Genomic DNA, 22,680 nt, shown 5'->3' on the forward strand with positions numbered 1-22,680 from the left:
ACTGCTGCATCACGGAATCAGCTTGCCGGGATTGAGGATTCCCGCCGGATCCAGTGTCGCCTTGACCGCGCGCAACACCTGCACGCCCAGATCGCCGACCTCGTTGCGCATCCAGGGCCGGTGATCGGCGCCGACTGCGTGGTGATGCGTGATGGTGCCGCCGGTGGCGATGATCGCGTCGGACGCGGCCTTCTTGGCGGTCTGCCACTGCTCGATCGGATTGCCGCGCTGCCCGGCGACGACGGTGAAGTACAACGATGCGCCGGTCGGGTACACGTGCGAAATGTGGCACATCACCAGCGCCGGTGTCCCGGATTCGGCCAACGCGGTGGTCAGTGCCTCGGTGACGGCGGCCTTGAGCGCCGGAATGTTGGACCAGTCGGTCGCGGTCTCCAGCGTCTCGCAGAGCGCGCCCGCCGCCAGCAGGGAGTCGCGCAGATACGGTGCGCCGAACCGGCCGCGCTCCCACGCCTGCGCGGGACCTTCACCCAGCGACGTACCGCCCTGGGCCGCCAGCAGTGCGCTGGTCTCGGCCCGCCGGCTCTCGACGTGTTCCTTGCTGCCCTCGAACACGGTGATGCCCAGGCAACCGCCGGTGATCTGGTTTTCGCCGATGGCCTCGGTGGTGGCCAGGTTGACTCCGGTCTCGGCCTCATCGGAAAGCCGAACAACGGTGGGGCCGGTCGCATTCTGGGTGACCGCGCGCAGCGCCGCCGCCCCGGTAGCGAAATCGGGGAACGACCAGGCTTCGTAGCCGACGGCTTCCGGTGCCAGGTGCACCCGCAGCCGCACCTGCGTGATCACGCCGAAGGTGCCCTCCGACCCGATCACCAGCTGGCGTAGATCGGGGCCGGCGGCGGATTCCGGCCCGCGGCCCAGGTCCAGCGTGCCCGCCGGGGTGATCATCCGCAGCCCGCGCACCATGTCGTTGAACCGGCCATAACCGGCCGAATCCTGACCCGAGGAGCGGGTCGCCGCGTAGCCGCCGATGGTGGCGTATTCGAAACTCTGCGGGAAATGTCCGAGCGAGAAGCCGCGCTCGCCGAGCAGGCGTTCGGCCTCCGGGCCGGTGACCCCGGCGCCGAAAACCGCTTGGCCCGACACTTCGTCGAGCGAGATGAGTTGGTCGAAGCGACGCAGGTCGACGGAGACGACGGCGCCGAAGTCGCCGCGGGTGGGATTGAGGCCACCGACGACGTTGGTGCCGCCGCCGAACGGGATGACGGCGATGCCGTGCTCGGAGCAGTAGCGCAGGATCGTCGCGACGGCAGCGTCGTCGCCGGGCAGCAGGATGGCGTCGGGCGCATCCTGGACGCCGGTGTCCTTGCGTCGCAGCAGGTCGAGGGTGGACTTGCCGCCCGCGTGGAGCAACCGATCGCGATCGTCGGTGCGGCAATACTCGGCGCCGACGATCGCGGCGAGCGCGTCCCTATCTGCCGTCGACAGTGCCGACGGGCTCAGCCGCACCTGGTCGGGGCTGAGTTCGGCTTGGCCCGAATCTTCCAGGCCGACGGCTTGTTTCAGCAGTGCCCGGATGCCGTCGGAGAGGGGTTTGGCGCAAGCGGGATCTCCCCACGCGTTCCATTTCATCGGCGGAAGGAGTTGCTCGGGATGCGTCATGCGTTACAGTATTACACATGCTGTCAATCAGTAACGCTGGATTGGATGTCGGCGAGCGGATCCTGGGGGCGGCCGCTAGCTGCGTGGCCGATTTCGGGATAGACCGGGTGACCCTCGCGGAGATAGCCCGGCGTGCGGGCGTCAGCCGGCCGACCGTGTACCGCCGCTGGCCGGACACACCGTCGATCGTGGCGGCGCTGCTGACCCAGCGCGTCAGGGCTGTGATGCAGGATGCGCCATTGCTGGGAGACGACCGCGAATCGCTTGTGCGCCAAATTGTTTCGGTCGCGGACTTGCTGCGTCGTGACGAATTGATCATGTCGGTGATGCATTCGCACCTCGCGCCGATCTACATCACCGAACGCCTTGGGGAAAGCCAACAGATGCTGATCCGCGCGCTTGCCGACCGGTTACGGGTGGCCCAGCGGCACGGCTCCGTGCGCGCCGGCGATCCGCTGCAGATGGCCACCATGGTGTTGCTGATCGCCCAGTCGACGATTCAGTCCGAGCAGATCGTGCGCCCGATCCTCGATGCCGATGCGCTGGCCACCGAACTCGCCCACTCGCTGAACGGATACCTGTCCTGATGAATGCCGCACTCAATGCCGCCCGCCGCGCCGCCGACCTGAACGCGCTGGCCGACGGCGCGCCGCTGGACGTGGTCGTGATCGGCGGCGGCATCACCGGCGTCGGGATCGCACTGGATGCCGCGTCGCGCGGCCTGCGGGTGGCGCTGGTGGAGAAGCACGACTTGGCGTTCGGGACCAGCCGCTGGAGTTCCAAACTGGTCCACGGCGGTCTGCGCTACCTGGCCACCGGAAACGTGGGCATCGCCCGGCGCAGCGCCGTCGAGCGCGGAATCCTGATGACGCGCAATGCTCCTCACCTCGTGCACGCAATGCCGCAGCTGGTTCCGTTGCTGCCGTCGATGAGTCACTCCAAGCGCGCGTTGGTGCGCGCGGGATTTCTCGCCGGTGACGCGCTGCGCGTGCTTGCGGGAACCCCGTCGTCGACCCTGCCCCGCTCGCGGCGGGTGGGGGCGCAACGCGTCGTGGAGATGGCGCCCACGGTCCGTCGTGACGGCCTCGACGGTGGACTGCTGGCCTACGACGGGCAATTGATCGACGACGCCCGACTGGTCACCGCCGTCGCGCGCACCGCGGCTCAGCACGGCGCCCGGATCCTCACCTACGTCGCGGCATCCCAGGCCACCGGCACCTCGGTGCGACTGACCGATCAGCGCACGGGGGAGTCGTTCGACGTGTCCGCCCGCGCGGTGATCAACGCGGCCGGGGTGTGGGCGGGTGACATCGACTGCTCGCTGCGGTTGCGGCCCAGCCGCGGGACCCACCTGGTATTCGATGCCAATTCCTTCGGGAATCCGACTGCGGCACTGACGATTCCGATTCCCGGCGAGCTCAATCGTTTCGTGTTTGCCATGCCCGAACAACTGGGCCGGGTCTACCTCGGGCTCACCGATGAAGCCGCGCCGGGCCCGATTCCCGATGTGCCGGAGCCGTCCTCGGACGAAGTCGCGTTCCTGTTGGACACGGTGAACACCGCGCTGGGTACCGCGCTGGGGACCACCGATGTCATCGGCGCCTACGCCGGCCTTCGGCCGTTGATCGACACCGGCAGTGCTGGTTTCGAAGGCCGCACCGCCGACGTGTCCCGCGAGCACGCCGTCGTCGAGTCGCCGTCGGGAGTGATCAGCGTGATCGGCGGCAAGCTGACCGAATACCGCTACATGGCCCAGGACGTGCTGGACCGCGCCGTCACCCTGCGAGACCTGCAGGCCACGTGCTGCCGGACGCGCAATCTGCCGCTGATCGGGGCACCGTCCAACCCCGGACCGGCCACGGGTACGACGGCAGTGCTGCCGGCGTCGCTGGTGGCCCGCTATGGCGCCGAGGCGCCCCACGTCATCGCCGCCGCCACCTGCGAGCGCCCGACCGAGCCGGTCGTCGAGGGCATCGACGTAATCCGCGCGGAGTTCGAATACGCCGTCACCCACGAGTGCGCACTCGACGTCGACGACATCCTCGATCGCCGGACCCGGATCGGCCTGGTGCCCCGCGACCGGGAGCGGGTGGTGGCCGTCGCGGCGGAGTTCCTCGCGGGGGTTGGCTAACCCGGTCTCCCCAGGGTTCGACGCGGCGAAGTTCGGGTACCAAGGGGTTTGATGGACACCGATGGCGCTCAGCAAAAGTGGGCGCGCGACGAGATCACGGTCACGGATCCGAGCGTGCTGTCACAAGCCATTACGGGCACCGCGATCGGCAATGTCATGGAGTGGTACGACTTCGGCGTCTACGGCTACATCGCCACCACCATCGCGCAGGTGTTTTATCCCGGGAACAGCGTGAGCTCTGTCCACCTGATTGCCACTTTCGGCACCCTGGCGGCGGCGTTTGTGGTGCGCCCGCTGGGCGGCATGATCTTCGGCCCGCTCGGGGACCGCATCGGTCGCAAGCGGGTGCTGGTGATCACGATCCTGATGATGACGGCCGGCACGACGATGAGCGGCCTGCTGCCCGGTTACAGCGCAATCGGCGTCTGGGCGCCCATCTTGCTCGTCGTCGCCCGGGTGTTCCAGGGGTTGTCGACCGGCGGCGAATTCGTCGGTGCCATGACCTATCTGGTGGAGCAGTCACCGGACCGTAAGCGCGGCATGCTGGTCGGGTTCCTGCCGTTGGGCAACCTGATCGGCTTCGTGGTCGCTGGGTTCTTGGTGACTGGGCTGCAGGCGTGGCTGCCGAGTCACGACTGGCTGGCTTGGGGCTGGCGAGTCCCGCTGCTGCTGGCGGCGCCCATGGGTCTGATCGCGCTGTACATGCGACTGCGACTCGAGGAGTCACCGGCTTTCACGCAGCTGAGTCAGAGCGCGGATGCCGCCGAGGAGGGCGGCCGCCACCAATTTCGGCACACCGTCGTGGAGCAGTGGCGGCCGATGCTGATCTGCGCCGCCCTGGTGTTGACCTCACAAGTCGCCGATTTCATGGTCACCGGCTACCTGCCGACATACCTGAAAACAGTTGTGCACCTTGCGGAAACACCGGCAGTCGTGCTGATCGTGGTCACCCTGGCCATCCTGATGGCCACGGTCGTGTTCGTCGCGAAATTGTCCGACCGTATCGGGGTCAAACCGATCATGCGGACGGGATGCATCCTGCTGATCGTGGCGTCAATCCCGGCGTTTCTGCTGATGCGCCTCGGCGGTGCGTATCCGGTGATCTTCCTCGGTGTGCTGCTGATCGGGCTGATGGAACTCTGCTTCGACAGCACGACACCCTCGGCCTTGCCGGCCCTGTTCCCCACCAAGGTGCGCTATGGAGCATTGGCCATTTCCTACAACCTGTCGATCTCCACCGTCGGTGGTGTCACCCCGTTGATAGCAGAAGCGCTGGTATCGAGCACCGGCAATGCGATGGTGCCGGCCTACATGCTGATGGTTGCGGGCCTGGTCGGCGTGATCACCCTGCTGTTCATGCCGGAGGTCGCCGGCAAGCCGTTGCCCGGGTCCGGTCCCGCGGTCGAGACCGAGGAGGAGGCTCGGGAATTGGCCGGCGGCCCGCGAGCTGGGGGCACCGCCCGCTGAGCGGGCAACTAGCGTTCCCAATCTGACATTAGCTATCATTTTGTAGTGGCTTCCATATTGCGGGTCCCGGTCCTGATCGTCGGCGCCGGCGCGGGTGGGCTGGCGACGTCTGCGCTGCTCGCCAAGCACGGCGTTCGCTCACTGCTGGTCGAGAAGCGCCGCGAGGTGTTCATCTATCCGAAAGCGCGCAACCTCAGCTTCCGCAGCCTAGAGATTCTTCGCGGCCTTGGTCTGAGCGACGAGGTTCACGCGATCGGCGAGCAGCAGCCGGTCGTGGTGACCAGGCCGACACTCAACAGCGCGACAGAAGAACCGGCGATCGACCTCGACGCGATTTTCGCGGGCCTGGGCGCGCTGAGCCCCGAGCCGGCCGTGCAGTACTGCCCGCAGAGTAGGTCCGAGCCAATCCTGCTGGCAGCAACTCGTCGCCGCGGCAACGAGGTTCGGTATGGCACGGAGCTGTCGTCGTTCCAATCGGATGCGACGGGCGTCACCGCCGTCATCTGTGACCGGGACTCGGGGGAGTCGCAAACGGTCCGGGCCGACTACCTCGTCGGCGCCGACGGGGTGCACAGCCCGGTCCGCGCCGCGCTGGGCATCGCCACCTCCGGCTATGGCGCGCTCCCGATCTTCGTCGTCTTCGTCTATTTTCGGGCACCCTGGCGCAAGTTCGTCGCACACATCGGCGACGGCGGCGGCGTACAAGTCAAAAACGCTGATGTACAAGGCATCTTCATTGCGGCCGAGGGTGACCTAGGCATGTTCATCACCACCTATTTCCCCGACAAGGGTGAAACGGCTGACCAGTTCACGCCGCAGCGTTGCCGCGAGATGCTGATCAAAGCGATCGGCGAGCAGATGGACATCGACATCATCGAGGTCGCCGCGTGGCAACCCTACGAGCAGGTGGCTAACCAATTCGACTGTGGGCGAGTATTTCTCGTCGGAGATGCGGCGCACACCATGCCTCCGTTCAAAGCGGGGGGAGCCAACACCGCGATCCAGAGCGCGCACAACCTGGCCTGGAAGCTGGCCGCCGTGCTGCAAGGCACGGCGGGGCCGGCGCTGCTGGACACCTATCACACCGAGCGGCATCCGGTCGGCAGGTTCGCCGCTCGCCAATCGCTTTCTGGCCCAACGATTCCCCTGCTCCAGCTCGAGGACGACCGGCCGCTACTATCACCGGAAGAAGAATGCTCGATGTTCGCGCTGATGGTGGGCTACCGCTACCGTTCGGCCGCGATTGTGGACAGTGAACCCGACGCCGGCGAGCTGGTCGAGGAGTTGCGCGGCCAGCCGGGAACCCGGGTGCCGCACGTCTGGGTGCGGGACGGAGTCTCGACACTCGACCTGATCGGCGGCGAGTTCACCGTGCTGACCGGGGACGAGCGATGGTGTACAGCTGCGGCTTCGGCGTCGATCGCCGCGCATCGGGTCTACAGCAATGAATGGGCGGCGATGACCGGACTCTCGCCCGAAGGGGCGTTGCTTATTCGCCCGGACGACTTTGTCGGCTGGCGCGCCGAGGAGCTGCCCGCCGATCCGGAAGATGCCCTGCGCCAGTCACTTTCGACGATCCTCGCGCGAGCCTAACGCCACCGCGAATTTCGGCGTGATATTTCGCAGTGGCGTTAGGCTCGCGGTGGAAAATTACAGCGGGATGTTCTTGTGGCGCCCGCGACGTGCCGGTGCCTCCGCCAGCGCCGCGGTGAGCTTGCTGCGGGTGTGCGCCGGGTCGATCTTCTCGTCGACCACGCCGATCTCGATGGCGCTGTCCACGCCGCCGGCGATCCGCTCGTGCTCCGCGGCCAACTCGTCGTGCAGCGCTTCGCGCTCGTGGTCGGGCGCGGCGGCCAGCTTCTTCTTGTGCAGAATGCCGACCGCGGCCTTGGCGCCCATCACCGCAACCTCGGCGTCCGGCCAGGCGTACACCTTGGTCGCGTTCAGCGAGCGGGAGTTCATCGCAATGTAGGCCCCGCCGTAGGTCTTTCGGGTGACCAGCGTGACCCGCGGAACGGTGGCCTCACCGAACGCGTGCAGCAGTTTGGCGCCGCGGCGCACCACGCCGCCCCACTCCTGGTCGACACCGGGAAGGTAACCGGGCACATCGACGACCACGATCAGCGGAATCCCGAACGCGTCGCACAGCCGCACGAAACGGGCTGCCTTCTCGGCGCTTTCGGAGTTCAGGCAGCCGCCAAGCCGCAGCGGGTTGTTGGCCAGCACGCCGACGGTACGGCCGGACAACCGGCCCAGGCCGACCACCATCGACGGCGCCCAGTTGGCCTGGAGCTCGTCGAATGGTGTGTCGTCGTCGAGGATCGCAGTCACGATCGGGTGCACGTCGTAGGCCCGCCGCGCCGATTCCGGCAGCAAAGCGTGGATGTCGGTGTCACCGGCCTCGGCCTTGGTGCGGTCGAAATGCCCTTGCTGGCAGAACAATCCGACCAACCGGCGACCACGCTCGAAAGCGTCGAGCTCGTCGTCGGCGACGATGTGGCAGACCCCCGACTTCTTGTGGTGAGTTTCCGGCCCACCGAGCGAGCACATATCCACGTCCTCACCGGTGACGCTGCGCACCACGTCCGGCCCGGTGACGAACACCCGGCTTTCCGGCGCCATCACGATGACGTCGGTCAGCGCCGGTCCGTACGCAGCGCCGCCGGCGGCGAAGCCGACGACCACCGAGATCTGCGGGATGTAGCCCGAAGCCCGAATCATGGCCTCGAACACCAGGCCCACGGCGTGCAGTGCCTTGACGCCCTCGGCCAACCGGGCACCGCCGGAGTGCCAGATGCCCACGATCGGGCTCTGCTCCTCGATGGCGGTGTCGTAGGCGTTGACGATGTGCGTGCAGCCCTCGATGCCCATCGCGCCGCCCATCACGGTGCCGTCGGTGCAGAAGGCAACGGTGCGAACGCCATTCACGGTGCCCGACGCCGCAAGCACACCGGAACGGTCACGCTCGTGCAGTAACGCGACGGTGCCGTCGTCGAAGAAATTGCTCAGACGCAGCAAGGGGTCGCGGGGATCGAGCGACTCGCCGACCGCATCGGGGGCCATGAGTGTCATCGCAGTTCTCCTGTTTCCGGTGAGCTCAATAACGCTGGGATCTAATACCGTCCAAAGGTGATCGCCACGTTGTGACCGCCGAATCCGAACGAGTTGTTGATCGCGAACCGGTAGTTGCCCGGCCGCGGCTTACCCGCCACCACGTCCAAATCGATTTCTGGATCGAGGTTTTCCAGATTCAGTGTCGGCGGGACGACCTGCTCCCGCAACGCGAGGACCGTCAAGATCGATTCCAACGCACCGACCGCACCCACCGAGTGGCCGAGCGCGGCTTTGGGCGCGTAGACCGCGGGGTGGTTGCCGCCCAAGGCCCTGTTGATGGCCTTGCCCTCGGCGAGGTCGCCAACCTGGGTGCCGGTGGCATGGGCGTTGATGTGGTCGATTTCGGCCGGCGTGATGCCCGCGAGCTGGATCGCCCGCGTCATCGCGTGCCCGGCACGTTCACCGTTGGGGTCCGGTGCCACCATGTGGAAGCCGTCCGAGGTCACGCTGGCTCCCATGATGCGGGCCAGGATGTTGGCGCCCCGCGCTTTCGCGTGTTCCTCGGTCTCGATGACCATCAGCGCACCGGCCTCGCCGAACACGAAGCCGTTCCGATCCTTGTCGAAAGGGCGGCACGCGCCGGCGGGGTTGTCGTTGGTGGTCGACATCACGACGCGCATCGCGGCGAATGCCGCGATGGGCACCGCCTCGATCTTGGTCTCGACGCCGCCGCAGATCGCTATGTCTGCCTCACCCAACACGATCTGCTGCCAGGCGCGAGCGATGCCCTCGCAACCGGATGCGCAAGCCGAGACAGGCGTCATCACACCGGCCTTGGCGTGCCGTTCCAGGCCGACCGCCGCGGCCGCGCCGTTGGGCATGTACTTCTGCACGCCCAGCGGGGAGACCGCCTTCATGCCGCGGGCGCGCATGTCGTCGTAGCTGAAGACCAGTTCCTCGGACGAGCCGAGGCCGGTGCCGATCGACACCGCCAACCGGTTGGTGTCGACTTCAGGCGAACCCGCGTTCTCCCATACCCGGCGGCCCAAGATGGTGGACATTCTCTGCAGGTAGCCGGTGCGACGCAGCTCGATACGAGTGAGCTGACTGTCGAACTCCTCCACGAGATGCCCGCCAATGCGAACCGGCAGGTCGTACAGCTCGACGAACGGGTCGGTGAGGGTACGGATTCCACTCTGGCTGTCCAGCAGCAACTTCCAGGTGTCTTCCACGTCAGGTGCCAAAGCAGTCGTCGCGGCGACGCCGGTGACGACCACATTGGGGAAGGCTTTCCCTGTAACCAGCTCTGTCATGGGTGTTGCGAACGTTCCTCTCGTGCTCAGTAACGCCCGAAGGCGAGGGCCACGTTGTGGCCGCCGAACCCGAATGAGTTGTTGATTGCGTAACGGAAATCGCCGGAGCGAGGTTCGCCCGCGACGACATCAAGCGCGATCTCGGGATCGGGGGTTTCGTAGTTGAGGGTCGGCGGAATGACGCCATCCCGCAGTGACAGCACCGTGAGCACCGACTCGAGCGCCCCGACCGCGCCGATAGAGTGCCCCAGCGCCGACTTCGGCGCATACACGGCGGCCCGCTCGCAACCGGCGACCCGGATGGCATTGGCCTCTGCGCTGTCGCCGATGGGCGTCGCCGTGCCGTGTGCGTTCACGTGGTCGACGTCCTTGGCGGACAAGCCCGCCAGCTCCAGCGCCCGGGTCATCGCGCGACCGGCGCGCACGCCGTTGGGGTCCGGTGCCACCATGTGGAAGGCGTCCGACGTGATACCGGCACCCATCAACCGGGCCAGCGGCTTGGCGCCGCGGGCCTTGGCGTGCTCTTCGGTCTCGATGAGCATCAGGGCCCCGGCCTCGCCGAACACGAAGCCGTCGCGGTCCTTGTCGAACGGCCGCGACGCACGCTCGGGCTCGTCGTTACGAGTCGACATGGCCCGCATCATCGAGAACGCCGCGATGGGCAGCGCCTCGATCGGTCCCTCGACACCGCCGCAGACGGCGACCTCCGCGTCACCCATGACGATCTGGCGCCACGCGTGAGCGATCGCCTCGGAACCCGACGAACACGCCGACACCGGGGTGATGACCCCGGCCCGCGCTCCGAGCTCCAGACCAACCACCGCGGCGGCGCCGTTGGGCATGATCATCTGAACGGCGAGCGGCGACACCTTGCGGGGGCCGCCCTCGTTCATCAGGTCATAGCTCTCGACGATCCGCTCGGCGCCACCCAGACCGGTGCCAACAACGACGCTGAACCGGTCCGGATCGAGCTCCGGGTTGCCGGCCGACTCCCACAGCTGGCCGCTGAGATATTTGGCTAAGCGCTGGACATACGACATGCGCCGCATGTCCAGCCTGCTCATGTGGGTATCGATCGACTCCTTGAGGTGCCCACCGATCTTGACCTGCAGGTCCCACTTATCAACGAACTCGTCTTCGAGGACGCGGATGCCGCTCTCGCCGGCCAACAAGCCCTTCCACGTGCTCTCGATGTCCGGCGCGATCGACGTCGTCGCCGCGAGGGCGGTTACCACAACATTGGGGTAACCGCCGTTAGCAGTGGAAGGCTTGGTCACTTGCTGTCCGCTTCCAGCCTCGCTTGAACGTTGGCAGCAGCCTCGGGGTTCTCGGCGACCAGCTTGGAGCGCAGCGCCTCGGCAGCCTCGGGGTTCTCTTCCTCGAGCTTCTGGATGTAGGAGACGACGTCACCGACGGTACGCAGACCGGCGAGGTCCTCGTCCGGGATCTTCACGCCGTACTTGTCCTCGGTCTGCACCGCGATCTCGACCATCGACAGCGAGTCGATGTCCAGGTCGTCGACGAACGACTTCTCCGGGGTGACCTCGGACGGCTCGATACCGGTGACCTCTTCGATGATCTCGGCGATACCGGCGATGATTTCTTCCTGACTAACAGACACAGTCGTGCTTCCCTTCGTAATGTGTTGTGTACAAATCGGATTGATGTGTTCTTATGCGGTTGTACTGGTCGCTGCCCGCGTTTAGATGTCGGCCAGGGCGTCCAGGTCTGCGGGCGTTTTGACGGCACGTACCGTCACCCCCCGAAGCTCGCGCTTGGCGATGCCGGCGAGCGTTCCCGCGGGGGGAAATTCCACGATCGCCTTGACTTCGTGCTCGGCCAGCGTCGCGGTGCACAGGTCCCAGCGCACCGGCTGGATCAGCTGAGCGACCAGCGTGTCCATCGCCACGGCCGCCGTGGTGACCGGCTTTCCGTCGCGGTTGGACAGCAGTGTGGCAGTGGGCTCAGCGGTCGCGATGGCGGCGGCCGCGGCGGCGTAGCCGTCCAGGGCAGACGCCATGTACTTGGTGTGGAACGCTCCGGCCACGCCGAGAGCGCGCACCCGCGCCTTGGCCGGCGGGTCTTCGGCGAGCTTCTCCAGCGCGGTCAGCGGCCCGGCGGCGACAATCTGCCCGGCGGCATTGCGGTTCGCGGGGAACAGGTCGAGCTGCTCGAGGCGGGCCAGGACTTCGGTCTCGTCTCCGCCCAGTACCGCGGACATGCCGGTCGGCTCGGCGGCGCACGCCTTGGCCATCTCGGCGCCACGGGTGGCGGCCAGCGCGACGGCGTCATCGGCGCCCATCACACCGGCGATTGCGTAGGCGGCGATCTCGCCGACCGAGTGGCCGGCCACGATGAAGTCTTCGCCGACGAACACGTCGCGCTTGGTCAGCTCCTGATGCGCGAGCAGGGTGGCCGCGACGACCAGTGGCTGAGTCACCGCGGTGTCGGTGATCTCTTCGGTCGATGCAGTGGTGCCCAGGCGCACCAGGTCCAGGCCGCTGGCCTTCGACCACAGAGTCATCTGCTCGGTCGCGCCGGGCAGTTCCAGCCACGGCGAGAGCATTCCCTCAGTCTGCGAACCCTGTCCGGGCGCGAGTAACGCGATCACGTGTCTAAGAGAACACTGTGGAAACGGTTTTGGCGGGTGTAACAGATTATGAACCTCGTCTTAGGTTTTTGTAGATACCCCACAAAACGGCTCGACAAGCTACGTATTTGATACCGCGCCGCGACCTGTTGGCTGAATCACTATCGCAGTGAGGGGGCCGGAGAACCCCCTCTGACCGGCAGCGGAACCGCCGTCGTCGCACTGCTGCCAACACTAGTGGGAGGCGTGGGGTAGTTGAGTTGGCCGACCGTCGCGGCCACTCGCAACACGTAAGCGTCGCGTGGTTGCGTGGGATCACGCCCGGTGAAGTCGGTGATCCGCTTGAGTCGATATCGCACGGTGTTTGGATGAACGAACAACTTGCGGGCGCAGGCCTCAATCGCGCCGCCGCAATCTAAGTAAGCATCAAGCGTTTCGATCAGGGTGGGTCCGGCGTCGGCCAGTGGTCCCATCACGTCGGTGTGGAGCGCGACGATGGCCGAGGCATCGCCCATCAGGGCACGTTCTGGCAGCAGCTCACGGGCCAGCACAGGCCGTGGCGCGCCGCCCCACCCGGCAACCGCGTTCATCCCGGAGATGGCCTCGCTGGCGCTGTGATAGGCCGCGGTCAGCATCGGCGCGGTGGGCCCGATGACCACTGGGCCGTCGGCGAACGCCTTCAACAGATCGCCCAGAAACTTGTCGGTCGGCGACAACTGGCCCGACACGATGGCCACCAGCCAGGTGCCGTGCACGTCCGTGAGGGCGGCGCGGCCGTGGTGAATGGCCGTGTCGCGGACGATCTGGCTGGCCCGCTCGCTGGCGCCCTCGCCGTTGGTGTTGTCACGGTTGGGGGCCGGCGTCCCGACCACAACCGTCGCCGGTGCGGTGGTGTCCCAGTTCAGCGCGGCCGCACGGGACAGCAGCTCGGGGCCGGTATCGCCGCGCACCACCGCGTCGACGACGCTGGCCTCCATCCGGCTGTCCCAGCTGCCCCGTGCTTCGGCCGCGTCCGCGTAGGCCGAGGCGAAGCTGAACGCCAGGTCGCGGCTGTACTTCAAGATGCCTACCGTCAGCGCGGTCAACTGCTCCTCGGAGCGAGCCAGCAGCGGCACGACTTCTTCGAAGAACTCCATGGTCACCCGCACCATGTCCACGCTGTGGCGCAACGCGATCCGGCGGGTGAGCTCGGTGGGCACCAGTTCAAAGGCCTGTGCGGTGTAGCTGACGTTGCTGTGCGGGTCCTGCATCCACTCGACGAAGTTCACGACGGCGGTCTGCACGACCAGCGCCACGCTGGCCCGCTGGGACGCTTCCAGGTCGGAGAAGAACGGCAACCGCTCCTGCATGGCCGCGACGGCCTCGGTGGCCAGCCGGCCGGAGTACTGCTTCAGCCGCCGCAGCACGGAATCCGGGACCGTATCCAAGGTTTCGAGGGGCGACCTCGGGTGCTTGGCAAACGGGCCAGCGAACGGGTTGTCATTCACCCCTAAAACCTACGCCTGATTTCTGGAACTTTCCCATAAAGCAGGCCCCGGGTCTTAGTGGTGTCTCAAGACCTCAGGCTCCCCAACACCCGGCTGGCCGGGCGCTCGGCGCCGAACGCCCGGCTGGCCGGGCACTCGCGGGTAACTTGGCCAGGCGATTAGGCCTTATGCGCCGGGGCCGGGATCGGACGTCTGCTTCGGGGCGGCCTGCACGTCGTCGATCTGGTACTGACGGGCCGCCGCGATCGGCACCGAGGGGTCGATCTCGCCGTCGCGGGCCAGCGCCTCGAGCACCGCCACCACCTGCGACTCGGCGTCGGTGTTGAAGAACCGCCGGGCCGCCGGCCGGGTGTCGGAGAAGCCGAACCCGTCGGTGCCCAGCGTGACGTAGGTGCCGGGCACCCACGGCCGGATCTGCTCGGGCACCGCCCGCATCCAGTCCGATACCGCGATCACCGGCCCGGCGGCCCCTTCAAGCGCTTTGGTGATGTAGGGGACGGCGGCCGTCGTACCGGGATGGCGCAGCTGCTCGCGCTGGATCGCCAGCCCGTCGCGGTTCAGTTCACCCCAACTGGTCACCGACCACACGTCGGCGGCGACATCCCATTCGGCGGCCAGCAGCTCGGCGGCCTTCACCGCGGACGGCATCGCGACCCCGGAGGCCAGGATCTGCGCCGTGTTGGCGCGCCGCTCGGTGGCCGCCTGGTAGCGGTAGATCCCACGCAGCACGCCCTCGGGATCGAAGTTGTGTGGCTCGGGCGGCTGCACATACGGCTCGTTGTAGATCGTGATGTAGAAGTAGATGTTCTCCGGGTCCTGGCCGAACATCCGCGCCAGCCCGCTTTCGATGATGTAGGCGATCTCGTAGGCGAACGCGGGGTCGTACGACACCACCGCCGGGTTGGTCGCGGCCAACAGCAGCGAGTGGCCGTCGGCGTGCTGCAGGCCCTCACCGGTCAGGGTGGTGCGTCCGGCGGTCGCGCCGAGCAGGAAGCCGCGCGCCATCTGGTCGGCCGCGGCCCACAAGCCGTCGCCGGTGCGCTGGAAGCCGAACATCGAATAGAAGATGTAGATCGGGATCATCGGCTCGTTGTGCGTCGCATACGACGTGCCGGCCGCGGTGAACGAGGCCACCGACCCGGCTTCGTTGATGCCCTCGTGCAGGATCTGCCCGATTTCACTTTCCTTGTACGCCAACATCAGATCGGCGTCCACAGCCGTGTAGAGCTGGCCGTTGCGGTTGTAGATCTTCAGCGACGGGAACCACGAGTCCATCCCGAACGTGCGCGCCTCGTCGGGAATGATCGGCACGATCCGCGGGCCAATCTCCTTGTCCCGCAACACTTCCTTGAAGGTCCGGACCGTCGCCATGGTGGTGGCGACCTCCTGGGTGCCCGAGCCCTTTTTCAGCGGGGCGTAGATGTCGCGATTCGGAAGCTTGAGCACCTTGGCTTTCGTCGGCCGCTCGGGCAGGAAGCCGCCAAGGGTGCGGCGCCGGTCCAGCATGTAGCGGATCTCGGGGGCGTCGGGTCCCGGGTGGTAGTAGGGCGGCAGGTAGGGGTCTTCTTCCAGCTGAGCGTCGCTGATCGGAATCCGGATGGCGTCGCGGAAGTACTTAAGATCTTCTATCGCAAGCTTTTTCATCTGATGCGTGGCGTTGCGGCCCTGGAAGTGTGCGCCCAGCGAATAGCCCTTGATGGTCTTTGCCAGGATCACCGTCGGCTGTCCCTTGTGGTCGATGGCGGCCCGGTAGGCGGCGTAGACCTTGCGATAGTCGTGGCCGCCGCGCTTGAGGTTCCAGATCTCCGAATCGGTCATCTGCTCGACGAGCGCCTTGGTGCGCGGGTCGCGGCCGAAGAAGTGGTCACGGACGTAGGCGCCGTCGTTGGCCTTGTAGGTCTGGTAGTCGCCGTCGGGCGTGGTGTTCATCAGGTTCACCAGCGCGCCGTCGCGGTCGGCGTGCAGCAGGGCGTCCCACTCGCGGCCCCAGACCACCTTGATGACATTCCAGCCGGCGCCGCGGAAGAACGACTCCAGCTCCTGGATGATCTTGCCGTTGCCGCGCACCGGGCCGTCCAGGCGCTGCAGATTGCAGTTGACGACGAAGGTCAGGTTGTCCAGGCCCTCGTTGGCGGCGACCTGAATCAGGCCGCGGCTTTCCGGCTCGTCCATCTCGCCGTCGCCGAGGAACGCCCACACATGCTGATCGGAGGTGTCCTTGATGCCGCGGTCGTGCAGGTAGTGGTTGAACCGGGCCTGGTAGATGGCGTTCATCGGGCCAAGGCCCATCGACACCGTCGGGAACTCCCAGAAATCGGGCATCAGCCGCGGGTGCGGGTAGGACGGCAGCCCGCCGCCCGGGTGGCTGTGCTCCTGCCGGAAGCCGTCGAGCCGGTCGGCGGTCAGCCGGCCTTCCAGGAAAGCGCGCGCGTAAATCCCCGGCGACGCGTGGCCCTGGATGAACACCTGGTCGCCGCCGCCGGGATGAGTTTTGCCGCGGAAGAAGTGGTTGAAGCCGACCTCGTACAGCGCGGCCGACGAGGCATACGTCGAAATGTGGCCGCCCACGCCGATTCCCGGACGCTGGGCGCGGTGCACCATGATGGCGGCGTTCCACCGGATCCAGGCCCGGAAGCGACGTTCGACGTCCTCATCGCCGGGGAACCACGGTTCCAGCTCGGTGGGGATGGTGTTGACATAGTCGGTCGACGTCAGCGCCGGGATGGCCACCCGCTGTTCACTCGCCCGTTCCAGCAACCGCAGCATCAGGTAGCGCGCCCGCGCCGGACCCGAGCGCTCCAACAGCTCGTCGAAGGACTCCAGCCACTCCGAGGTCTCCTCGGGGTCGATGTCGGGCAGATACGACGCCACGCCCTCGCGGATCACCCGGACGCGATCGGGTTCGCTTCCGCTGCTTGGGGTTTTGGCCAGATCGTGGCGTGCGAACTCGGTCGTCAACGCACTACTCCTGCTTTCGGCGGTTACCTGCATGCGTGTTCGTCTTCTATCGTGCCGTACCGGCGCTTCGGGTGGGTAACCGCAATCCCTTCGCCGGCGAAGGGACACCTGCCGACACGAAACCTCGGTGCGTCGGGGGCAACAGCAATCGCCACCCGGTAACGTCAGAAACCGTGCTCACCGGATGGAAAGTCGTCCCCGGCACGCGTGGGGGAGAGTTCCCCAAGCGTGGCGTGCTGGCGCTTGGCTGCATCGCAACCGCGCTGATGGGCATCGTGGGGTGTACCACCGTCACCAACGGCACGGCGACCCCGGATACGAAGGTGGCTCCCGCCTACCGGCAGTCGGTGTCGTCGTCGGTGTCTGCTTCGATAGCGACGTCGAGCGTCCGTGAGTCCCAGCGGCAACAATCGCTGACGACCAAGGCGGTGCGCAGCTCGTGCGACTCGCTGGCTACCACTAGCAAGGACGCGATCGACAAGGTGAACGCCTATGTCGGGGCGTTCAACGGCGGCCGCGGTACCGGCCCGTTCGAGGGCCCGGCCATCGATGCGCTCAACAACAGCGCCTCGACGGTGAGCAACAATTTCAACGATGCATTGTCGTCGCAGCTGAAGGACGCGTTCAACGCCTATATCGACGCGGCGCACGGGGTGGCGAACGCGATCGGCACCCACGCGGGAACCGGTGAATTCAACCGGCGGGTCGATCAACTCAACGACACCAAGACCAAGGCGCTCAAACTCTGCCTGGCGTCCTTCTGAGGTGGAGTGTGAACCAGGTTCTGGCTGTGCGACGATATTCCCCAATCGCATGGCGCACGGTGTGCTGTTAAGGAGGATCCACGGTGGTCGCGGCGGATGACGCCTCGAACTTCGCTCGCAAACTGGGCGTCCAACGAGACCAGGTTGTCCAGGAGTTCGGTTGGGACGAGGACACCGACGACGACATCCGCGCGGCGGTCGAGGAAGCCTGCGGCTCCGAGCTGCTCGATGAAGACACCGACGAGGTGGTCGACGTCGTCCTGTTGTGGTGGCGAGATGGCGATGGCGACCTGGTGGACACCCTGATGGACGCCATCAGCCCGCTGGCCGAGGATGGCGTGATCTGGGTGTTGACACCCAAGACCGGCAAGCCCGGCCACGTCCTGCCCGCCGAGATCGCCGAGGCGGCTCCGACCGCCGGCCTGATGCCGACGTCCTCGGTCAACCTGGGGGACTGGAGCGCCAGCCGGTTGGTGCAACCGAAGTCGCGCGCCGGGAAGCGTTAATGCTGCCGGTCGGGACGACAGCCCCCGATTTCACTCTGCGCGACCAGAACCAACAGCGCGTCACCCTGAGCGGCTATCGCGGCGACAAGAACGTCCTGCTGGTGTTCTTTCCATTGGCGTTCACCGGGATCTGCCAGGGCGAGCTGGATCTGCTGCGCGATCATCTGCCCGAATTCGAAAACGGCGACAGTGTGGTGCTCGCGATCTCGGTGGGTCCGCCACCGACGCACAAGATCTGGGCCATCGAAAGCGGGTTCACGTTTCCGGTGCTGTCGGATTTCTGGCCGCACGGCGAAGTCGCTGCGGCCTACGGCGTGTTCAACGACCAGGCCGGCTATTCGAATCGCGGCACCTTCGTGGTGGACCGCTCCGGGATCATCCAATTCGCCGAGATGAAAGAGCCCGGTGAGGCTCGCGATCAGCGATTGTGGACCGACGCGTTGGCCGCTTTACGGGTCTGAAAGTTTGAGGTCCAAGCCGACGGGCGTGTAGCCTGCCTCCGGCATAGAGGGCGCGTAGCTCAGTGGTAGAGCTCTGGTTTTACACACCAGCGGTCGGCGGTTCGATACCGTCCGCGCCCACCAATTCGACGGGCTTGGGGGCACCACCGCTCGCGAGCGTAAAGCCACTGCGAAAAACCAAGCCGGATCTCGCAGTGGCGTTACGCTCGCGCCGGCTCACTGCTTGCCTTCCAAATGGGGCGACGGTCGGCGGCACAGCCCGCCGGCAGTCAACGTGCACCCCGCCAGAGAGCTGAAATCCTGCGCGAAGCTGCTGCCGGCATTCCATGATTAGCATGGATTTGAGCGGCCATCGCGGCGGGAGCGGAAGGGTGCCGTCACGACGAAGGTGCAAAGATGCCATCTGAACATGCGCCGCCCCCGCCGAAATCGGTGCCGGGGTGGTACCCCGATCCCGCAGGGGTAGGCCACGGGTTGCAACGGTACTTCGACGGCAGCACCTGGACCAGCGAGTGGGCTTTCGCCACGGAGCCGCCGGAGCCACCGAAGAAAGGCTCATCGGGAAAGGCGGCCCTAGCCTTGGCGGCGCTCTGCGCGCTCGTTCTTCTCATCATCGTCGGCAAGAGCTGGGGTTTCGACGAAAAGAATGCCAGCCAATCGACCTCGTCGAGTAGTCCAGCCACGGCCGAACCGTCGACACCGACCGAGACGGCGCCGTCAACACCGACCGGCCCCAAAAAGCCGGACGGAGTAGCGTTCACCACTTCGTCAGGCCCGAACGGCGGCGTCGTCGACGCCCGGTTTGCGATTCGTGACAACTACACCGAAACGATGATCAAAGACGGTGCGCGGCGCGACACCATCGACATTCTCAAGTACGCAAGAGCGACCTATCCTGACGCTTCCGCGGTGAACGTTCAGGGCACCTTCCCGATGACCGACCCGTATGGAAATACCTCGACTCGGGTTGCCATCGACCTCACGTATTCGCGAGCAACATTGGACAAGATCAACTTCGATGGTGTGACCAAAGCCAGCATCTGGGAGATTCGCGATTCCGGTTCTGTTCTTCCGGCCTTTGAGCCCTAGCGTTGAATATCGGCGCACGGCGCGCTGGGATGCAACTGCCGACGGGGCGGCTGTCGGCGGGTTCGCGCGCGGCGGCACTATGAATGCGTGAAGCCGTTTCGAATCGAAGTTCCCGACGACGTACTCGATGATCTGCGGTCGCGCCTGGCGCGCACTCGATGGCCGGACGCCGAATGTGTCGACGACTGGAGTCAAGGCATTCCGCTGGCCTACACCCGCGAGTTGGCCGACTACTGGGCCAACGAATACGACTGGCGGTCCCGCGAGGCCGCGCTCAATCGTTTCGACCATTTCATCACCGACATCGACGGGCTGGACATTCATTTCATTCACCAGCGATCCCCGCACGAGAACGCTTTCCCGCTGGTGATCACCCATGGCTGGCCGGGCTCAATTGTGGAGTTCCACAAGGTGATTGAGCCGCTGACCAATCCGGCCTCCGGCCGTGCCGAAGACGCCTTCCATGTCGTGTGTCCGTCGCTTCCCGGATACGGCTTCTCCGGCAAGCCCACCCGCACCGGGTGGGGAGTGGAAAAGATCGCCGAGGCCTGGGAGCAGCTGATGGTTGGCCTCGGCTACGACCGCTACGGCGCTCAGGGCGGTGATTGGGGCGCGGCGGTCACCACGCAGATCGGCCGAAACGGCGGTCCTTCTGGAAACCACTGCGCGGCCATTCATCTGAACATGCCGATCGGGGCTCCGGGCAACCTCGAGAACACGACCGACGACGAGAAGGCCGCCCTGGCCGCGCTGGCCAACCACCGCAAATGGGGCACCGGCTATTCCAAGCAGCAGTCCACCCGGCCCCAAACGCTCGGCTACGGCCTGGCCGACTCTCCGGTCGGACAGCTGGCCTGGATCGTCGAGAAGTTCTGGGACTGGGCCGATTGCGATGGCCACCCCGAGAACGCGGTCAGCCGCGACGAGCTCCTCGACAACGTGATGGTCTATTGGGTGACCGACACCGCCGCGTCGTCGGCTCGCCTGTACTGGGAGAGCTTCCGGGTCTGGCGGGGCGGCGATCGCGTCGAATTGCCCACTGGCGTAGCCGCTTTCCCCGGTGAGCTGCTGAAGTCACCGCGCAAGTGGTGCGAGCCGAACTACAACATCACGCACTGGACCGACATGCCGCGCGGTGGTCACTTCGCGGCGTTCGAACAACCGGAGTTGTTCGTCGACGACCTGCGCGCGTTTTTCGCCACCGTCCGCTGAGCGCTCACCCGGGCGGGGCGAAGAACTCCAGTGCGATGCCGTCGGGGTCGCGGAAACTCAGCCCCGAGCCGTACGACTCGTCGACGATCCCGCCGTGCGCGATGCCGAGCTCGCCCAGCCGGGCGACCCAGCTCTCCAGTTCGGCGCGGTTGGCGCAGCCGAAGCCGACGTGGTCCAGGCCGACGCGGTGCTCGCTGAATTTCTCGTCGGGCGCCTCGTGGTCGTGCTGATGGATGCCGAACAGCGTGCCACCGTCGAGCAGCCAGACCTGATGCCGGAAGCCGGCGTCGGTGTGTTCGTCGAATATCGGGTCGCCGCCGAGCAGGTCGCGGTACCAGGGGCCGCTGACGCCGATGTCACGCACCGTGACCGCGATGTGGTTGAGGGCGGGGAAGGCCATGTCTTGCAGGCTAGTCCGCTTTGCGGGGCCGGCCCAGCATCGGGCCGCTGGCCGAGTAGCCACCGTCGACGGCCAGCGCGGCGCCGGTGACGAACGAGGCTTCGTCGCTGGCGAGAAACAGTGCGGCGGCGGCGAGTTCGGCGGGTTCGCCCCAGCGGGCCATCGGTGTCGGCAGGTACCCGCCCGGCGGCACTTCGTCGTCGGGTTTCGCCCCGGCCAGGCCGGTGTAGGTCATGCCGGGGCAGATCGCGTTGATGCGCACGTTCGTCTTGGCGTAATCCAGCGCCGCGGATTTCGTCATCTGCACCACGGCGGCTTTGGCCGCGGCGTAGCACGACAGCCCTTTCCAGCCGACGAGTCCGGACGCCGAGGCGGTGTTGACGATGGCACCGCCACCGTTATGGAGCATCGCGGGAATCGCGTATTTCATGCCGAGGAACACGCCTTTGAGATTGATCGCCAGGATCTTGTCGAAGAGTGCTTCGTCGGTGTCGGCCAAAGCGACGTGCGGCCCACCGAATCCGGCATTGTTCAGCAACACATCGACCCGACCGAACCGGTCGACGGCGGTGGCGACCATGCGCTGGACATCGCCGGCGTCGGTGACGTCGACGTGCACCGGCAACGCGACCTCACCGAGCCGATCGGCGATGTCACGCTGCTGCCCGCTGATGTCGGCGCAGACGACGCGGGCGCCTTCCTCGGCGAATCGGCTAGCCGCCGCCCACCCGATACCCGAGCCGGCGCCGGTGATGATCGCGACCTTGCCGGCGAGACGGCCCTGTCCCACTAGACGATCCGCCGGCCGCGGCGCGCGCGAGATCGCATGTCCCACAGGTAAAGCTGATAGCCGAAGATCCAGGCGCGGCGCGGAATGAACAGATCGGCCAGCTGCAGGGCCGACACCAGCCACTCGAACCGGCGCTGCTGACGCTGCGACCAGTCCAGCTGCATCAGCGACCGGAATTCCGGGGCCAAGAACCCCGTCGTCGCGAACAGGTTGAACGGTCCCGCCAGCGCGCGCAACGGCCACGGCAGGAAGACCAACGAGGCCACCCCGTGCAGGTGCTCGCGCACCGGCGGGTCGATGCGCAGCTCGTCGAGCGAACGCTTCCAGTACTCGTCGAACGCCACCCGGTCCGGTGGCCACAGGCGTTCGGGCACCTGCAGTGTGGTGCCCAGTCGCTTGGCGTCGTGATAGACCGCGTCGGCGCTGGCGTCATCGAGCGGGCCATGCAGGAACTCGTGTTGGTCGACGAAGTAGCGATACAGGCAGGCGGCCACCCAGAGCTGCAACTTGGGATCGAAGGCGTTGTAGGACACCAGGCTGACCGACGTCGACCGCACCTGGCGATGCACGGTGTCCACGGCATCGCGGATCAGCGCCCGGTCGGACTCGGTCCCGATGGTCGCCACCGCGAGGTAGGTGCCGGTGGTGCGGGCCCGCTTGAACGGATGCTTGTAGACGTTGCCGCTGTCCACCGGGCTTTCCAGCACGCCGTAACCGACGCCCGGCAAGGACAGCTGCATGATCACGTTCGCCGCGGGCAGCAGCGGCGCCGCGGCGTTCAGCAGGTCAGCGACCCGGGTTGCGGGCTTCATATCACCGAGTAGACCACGTAATGGCA

Annotated in this window: 20 protein-coding genes and 1 tRNA gene; 10 read left to right on the top strand and 11 right to left on the bottom strand. The window is 66.4% G+C overall.

Features of this window, described 5'->3' with window-relative positions:
* Positions 1 to 9: 9 nt before the first annotated feature.
* Complete coding sequence (locus tag ACZY0B_RS22975; protein WP_463766573.1) at positions 10 to 1,590, bottom strand: FAD-binding oxidoreductase; 1,581 nt, start codon at positions 1,588 to 1,590, stop codon at positions 10 to 12.
* A gap of 47 nt (positions 1,591 to 1,637) precedes the next feature.
* Here ACZY0B_RS22975 and ACZY0B_RS22980 point away from each other — a divergent pair, with 47 nt between their 5' ends.
* From ACZY0B_RS22980 to ACZY0B_RS22995, 4 genes are all read left to right on the top strand, one after another.
* Positions 1,638 to 2,207, top strand: a complete 570-nt coding sequence (locus ACZY0B_RS22980) for a TetR/AcrR family transcriptional regulator (RefSeq protein ID WP_463766538.1) — start codon at positions 1,638 to 1,640, stop codon at positions 2,205 to 2,207.
* Entirely contained in the window at positions 2,207 to 3,751 is a 1,545-nt protein-coding gene (locus tag ACZY0B_RS22985; RefSeq protein ID WP_463766539.1) for a glycerol-3-phosphate dehydrogenase/oxidase, read from the top strand. The genes ACZY0B_RS22980 and ACZY0B_RS22985 overlap by 1 nt, the downstream gene beginning before the upstream one ends.
* A gap of 117 nt (positions 3,752 to 3,868) precedes the next feature.
* Positions 3,869 to 5,218, top strand: a complete 1,350-nt coding sequence (locus ACZY0B_RS22990) for an MFS transporter (RefSeq protein ID WP_463766574.1) — start codon at positions 3,869 to 3,871, stop codon at positions 5,216 to 5,218.
* Positions 5,219 to 5,263: 45 nt separating this feature from the next.
* Positions 5,264 to 6,811: an FAD-dependent monooxygenase gene (locus ACZY0B_RS22995; RefSeq protein ID WP_463766540.1), complete on the top strand. Its 1,548-nt coding sequence runs from the start codon at positions 5,264 to 5,266 to the stop codon at positions 6,809 to 6,811.
* A gap of 57 nt (positions 6,812 to 6,868) precedes the next feature.
* Here the strand turns inward: ACZY0B_RS22995 and ACZY0B_RS23000 are convergent, their stop codons facing one another.
* The 7 genes from ACZY0B_RS23000 to aceE all read right to left on the bottom strand — a co-directional run bounded on the left by ACZY0B_RS23000 (position 6,869) and on the right by aceE (position 16,620).
* On the bottom strand, positions 6,869 to 8,290 hold the full coding sequence (locus ACZY0B_RS23000; RefSeq protein WP_463766541.1) for an acyl-CoA carboxylase subunit beta: 1,422 nt from the start codon (positions 8,288 to 8,290) through the stop codon (positions 6,869 to 6,871).
* Between the two features lie 41 nt (positions 8,291 to 8,331).
* Positions 8,332 to 9,585 (bottom strand): 3-oxoacyl-ACP synthase KasB, encoded by a 1,254-nt coding sequence (gene kasB / locus ACZY0B_RS23005; protein WP_463766542.1) that lies wholly within the window; start codon positions 9,583 to 9,585, stop codon positions 8,332 to 8,334.
* A gap of 26 nt (positions 9,586 to 9,611) precedes the next feature.
* Positions 9,612 to 10,862 carry a 3-oxoacyl-ACP synthase KasA gene (gene kasA / locus ACZY0B_RS23010; RefSeq protein ID WP_463766543.1) on the bottom strand — a complete coding sequence of 417 codons (1,251 nt, stop codon included), beginning with the start codon at positions 10,860 to 10,862 and terminating at the stop codon, positions 9,612 to 9,614.
* On the bottom strand, positions 10,859 to 11,206 hold the full coding sequence (acpM, locus tag ACZY0B_RS23015) for a meromycolate extension acyl carrier protein AcpM (RefSeq protein ID WP_085224180.1): 348 nt from the start codon (positions 11,204 to 11,206) through the stop codon (positions 10,859 to 10,861). Before acpM ends, kasA begins: the two co-directional genes overlap by 4 nt.
* 81 nt (positions 11,207 to 11,287) lie before the next feature.
* Positions 11,288 to 12,196 carry an ACP S-malonyltransferase gene (locus ACZY0B_RS23020; RefSeq protein ID WP_463766544.1) on the bottom strand — a complete coding sequence of 303 codons (909 nt, stop codon included), beginning with the start codon at positions 12,194 to 12,196 and terminating at the stop codon, positions 11,288 to 11,290.
* Positions 12,197 to 12,336: 140 nt separating this feature from the next.
* Positions 12,337 to 13,662, bottom strand: a complete 1,326-nt coding sequence (locus ACZY0B_RS23025; protein ID WP_463766545.1) for a PucR family transcriptional regulator — start codon at positions 13,660 to 13,662, stop codon at positions 12,337 to 12,339.
* Between the two features lie 165 nt (positions 13,663 to 13,827).
* The gene (gene aceE / locus ACZY0B_RS23030; protein WP_463766546.1) at positions 13,828 to 16,620 is read right to left on the bottom strand and encodes a pyruvate dehydrogenase (acetyl-transferring), homodimeric type; all 2,793 of its coding nucleotides are present in this window, start codon (positions 16,618 to 16,620) and stop codon (positions 13,828 to 13,830) included.
* 173 nt (positions 16,621 to 16,793) lie between these two features.
* Here aceE and ACZY0B_RS23035 point away from each other — a divergent pair, with 173 nt between their 5' ends.
* The 6 genes from ACZY0B_RS23035 (at position 16,794) to ACZY0B_RS23060 (ending at position 20,652) form a co-directional block, all read left to right on the top strand.
* Complete coding sequence (locus ACZY0B_RS23035) at positions 16,794 to 17,384, top strand: hypothetical protein (protein WP_463766547.1); 591 nt, start codon at positions 16,794 to 16,796, stop codon at positions 17,382 to 17,384.
* A gap of 83 nt (positions 17,385 to 17,467) precedes the next feature.
* The gene (locus ACZY0B_RS23040) at positions 17,468 to 17,890 is read left to right on the top strand and encodes a DUF3052 domain-containing protein (protein ID WP_330979748.1); all 423 of its coding nucleotides are present in this window, start codon (positions 17,468 to 17,470) and stop codon (positions 17,888 to 17,890) included.
* Complete coding sequence (locus ACZY0B_RS23045; protein WP_463766548.1) at positions 17,890 to 18,351, top strand: peroxiredoxin; 462 nt, start codon at positions 17,890 to 17,892, stop codon at positions 18,349 to 18,351. The genes ACZY0B_RS23040 and ACZY0B_RS23045 overlap by 1 nt, the downstream gene beginning before the upstream one ends.
* A gap of 48 nt (positions 18,352 to 18,399) precedes the next feature.
* Positions 18,400 to 18,474 (top strand) — tRNA-Val (locus ACZY0B_RS23050).
* A 273-nt stretch (positions 18,475 to 18,747) separates the two neighbouring features.
* Positions 18,748 to 19,440, top strand: a complete 693-nt coding sequence (locus tag ACZY0B_RS23055) for a DUF2510 domain-containing protein (protein ID WP_463766549.1) — start codon at positions 18,748 to 18,750, stop codon at positions 19,438 to 19,440.
* Between the two features lie 87 nt (positions 19,441 to 19,527).
* Positions 19,528 to 20,652 carry an epoxide hydrolase family protein gene (locus ACZY0B_RS23060; protein WP_463766550.1) on the top strand — a complete coding sequence of 375 codons (1,125 nt, stop codon included), beginning with the start codon at positions 19,528 to 19,530 and terminating at the stop codon, positions 20,650 to 20,652.
* Between the two features lie 4 nt (positions 20,653 to 20,656).
* On the opposite strand, the gene ACZY0B_RS23065 is transcribed toward ACZY0B_RS23060, so the two are convergent.
* Genes ACZY0B_RS23065 through ACZY0B_RS23075 form a run of 3 tightly spaced genes read right to left on the bottom strand, consistent with a single transcriptional unit; the run spans position 20,657 to position 22,654 of the window.
* Positions 20,657 to 21,052, bottom strand: a complete 396-nt coding sequence (locus ACZY0B_RS23065; protein WP_463766551.1) for a VOC family protein — start codon at positions 21,050 to 21,052, stop codon at positions 20,657 to 20,659.
* Between the two features lie 10 nt (positions 21,053 to 21,062).
* Complete coding sequence (locus tag ACZY0B_RS23070) at positions 21,063 to 21,842, bottom strand: SDR family NAD(P)-dependent oxidoreductase (RefSeq protein WP_463766552.1); 780 nt, start codon at positions 21,840 to 21,842, stop codon at positions 21,063 to 21,065.
* Complete coding sequence (locus ACZY0B_RS23075) at positions 21,842 to 22,654, bottom strand: oxygenase MpaB family protein (RefSeq protein WP_463766553.1); 813 nt, start codon at positions 22,652 to 22,654, stop codon at positions 21,842 to 21,844. Before ACZY0B_RS23075 ends, ACZY0B_RS23070 begins: the two co-directional genes overlap by 1 nt.
* Between the last annotated feature and the right edge of the window lie 26 nt (positions 22,655 to 22,680).

The organism is Mycobacterium sp. IDUB_19 (assembly GCF_055419445.1).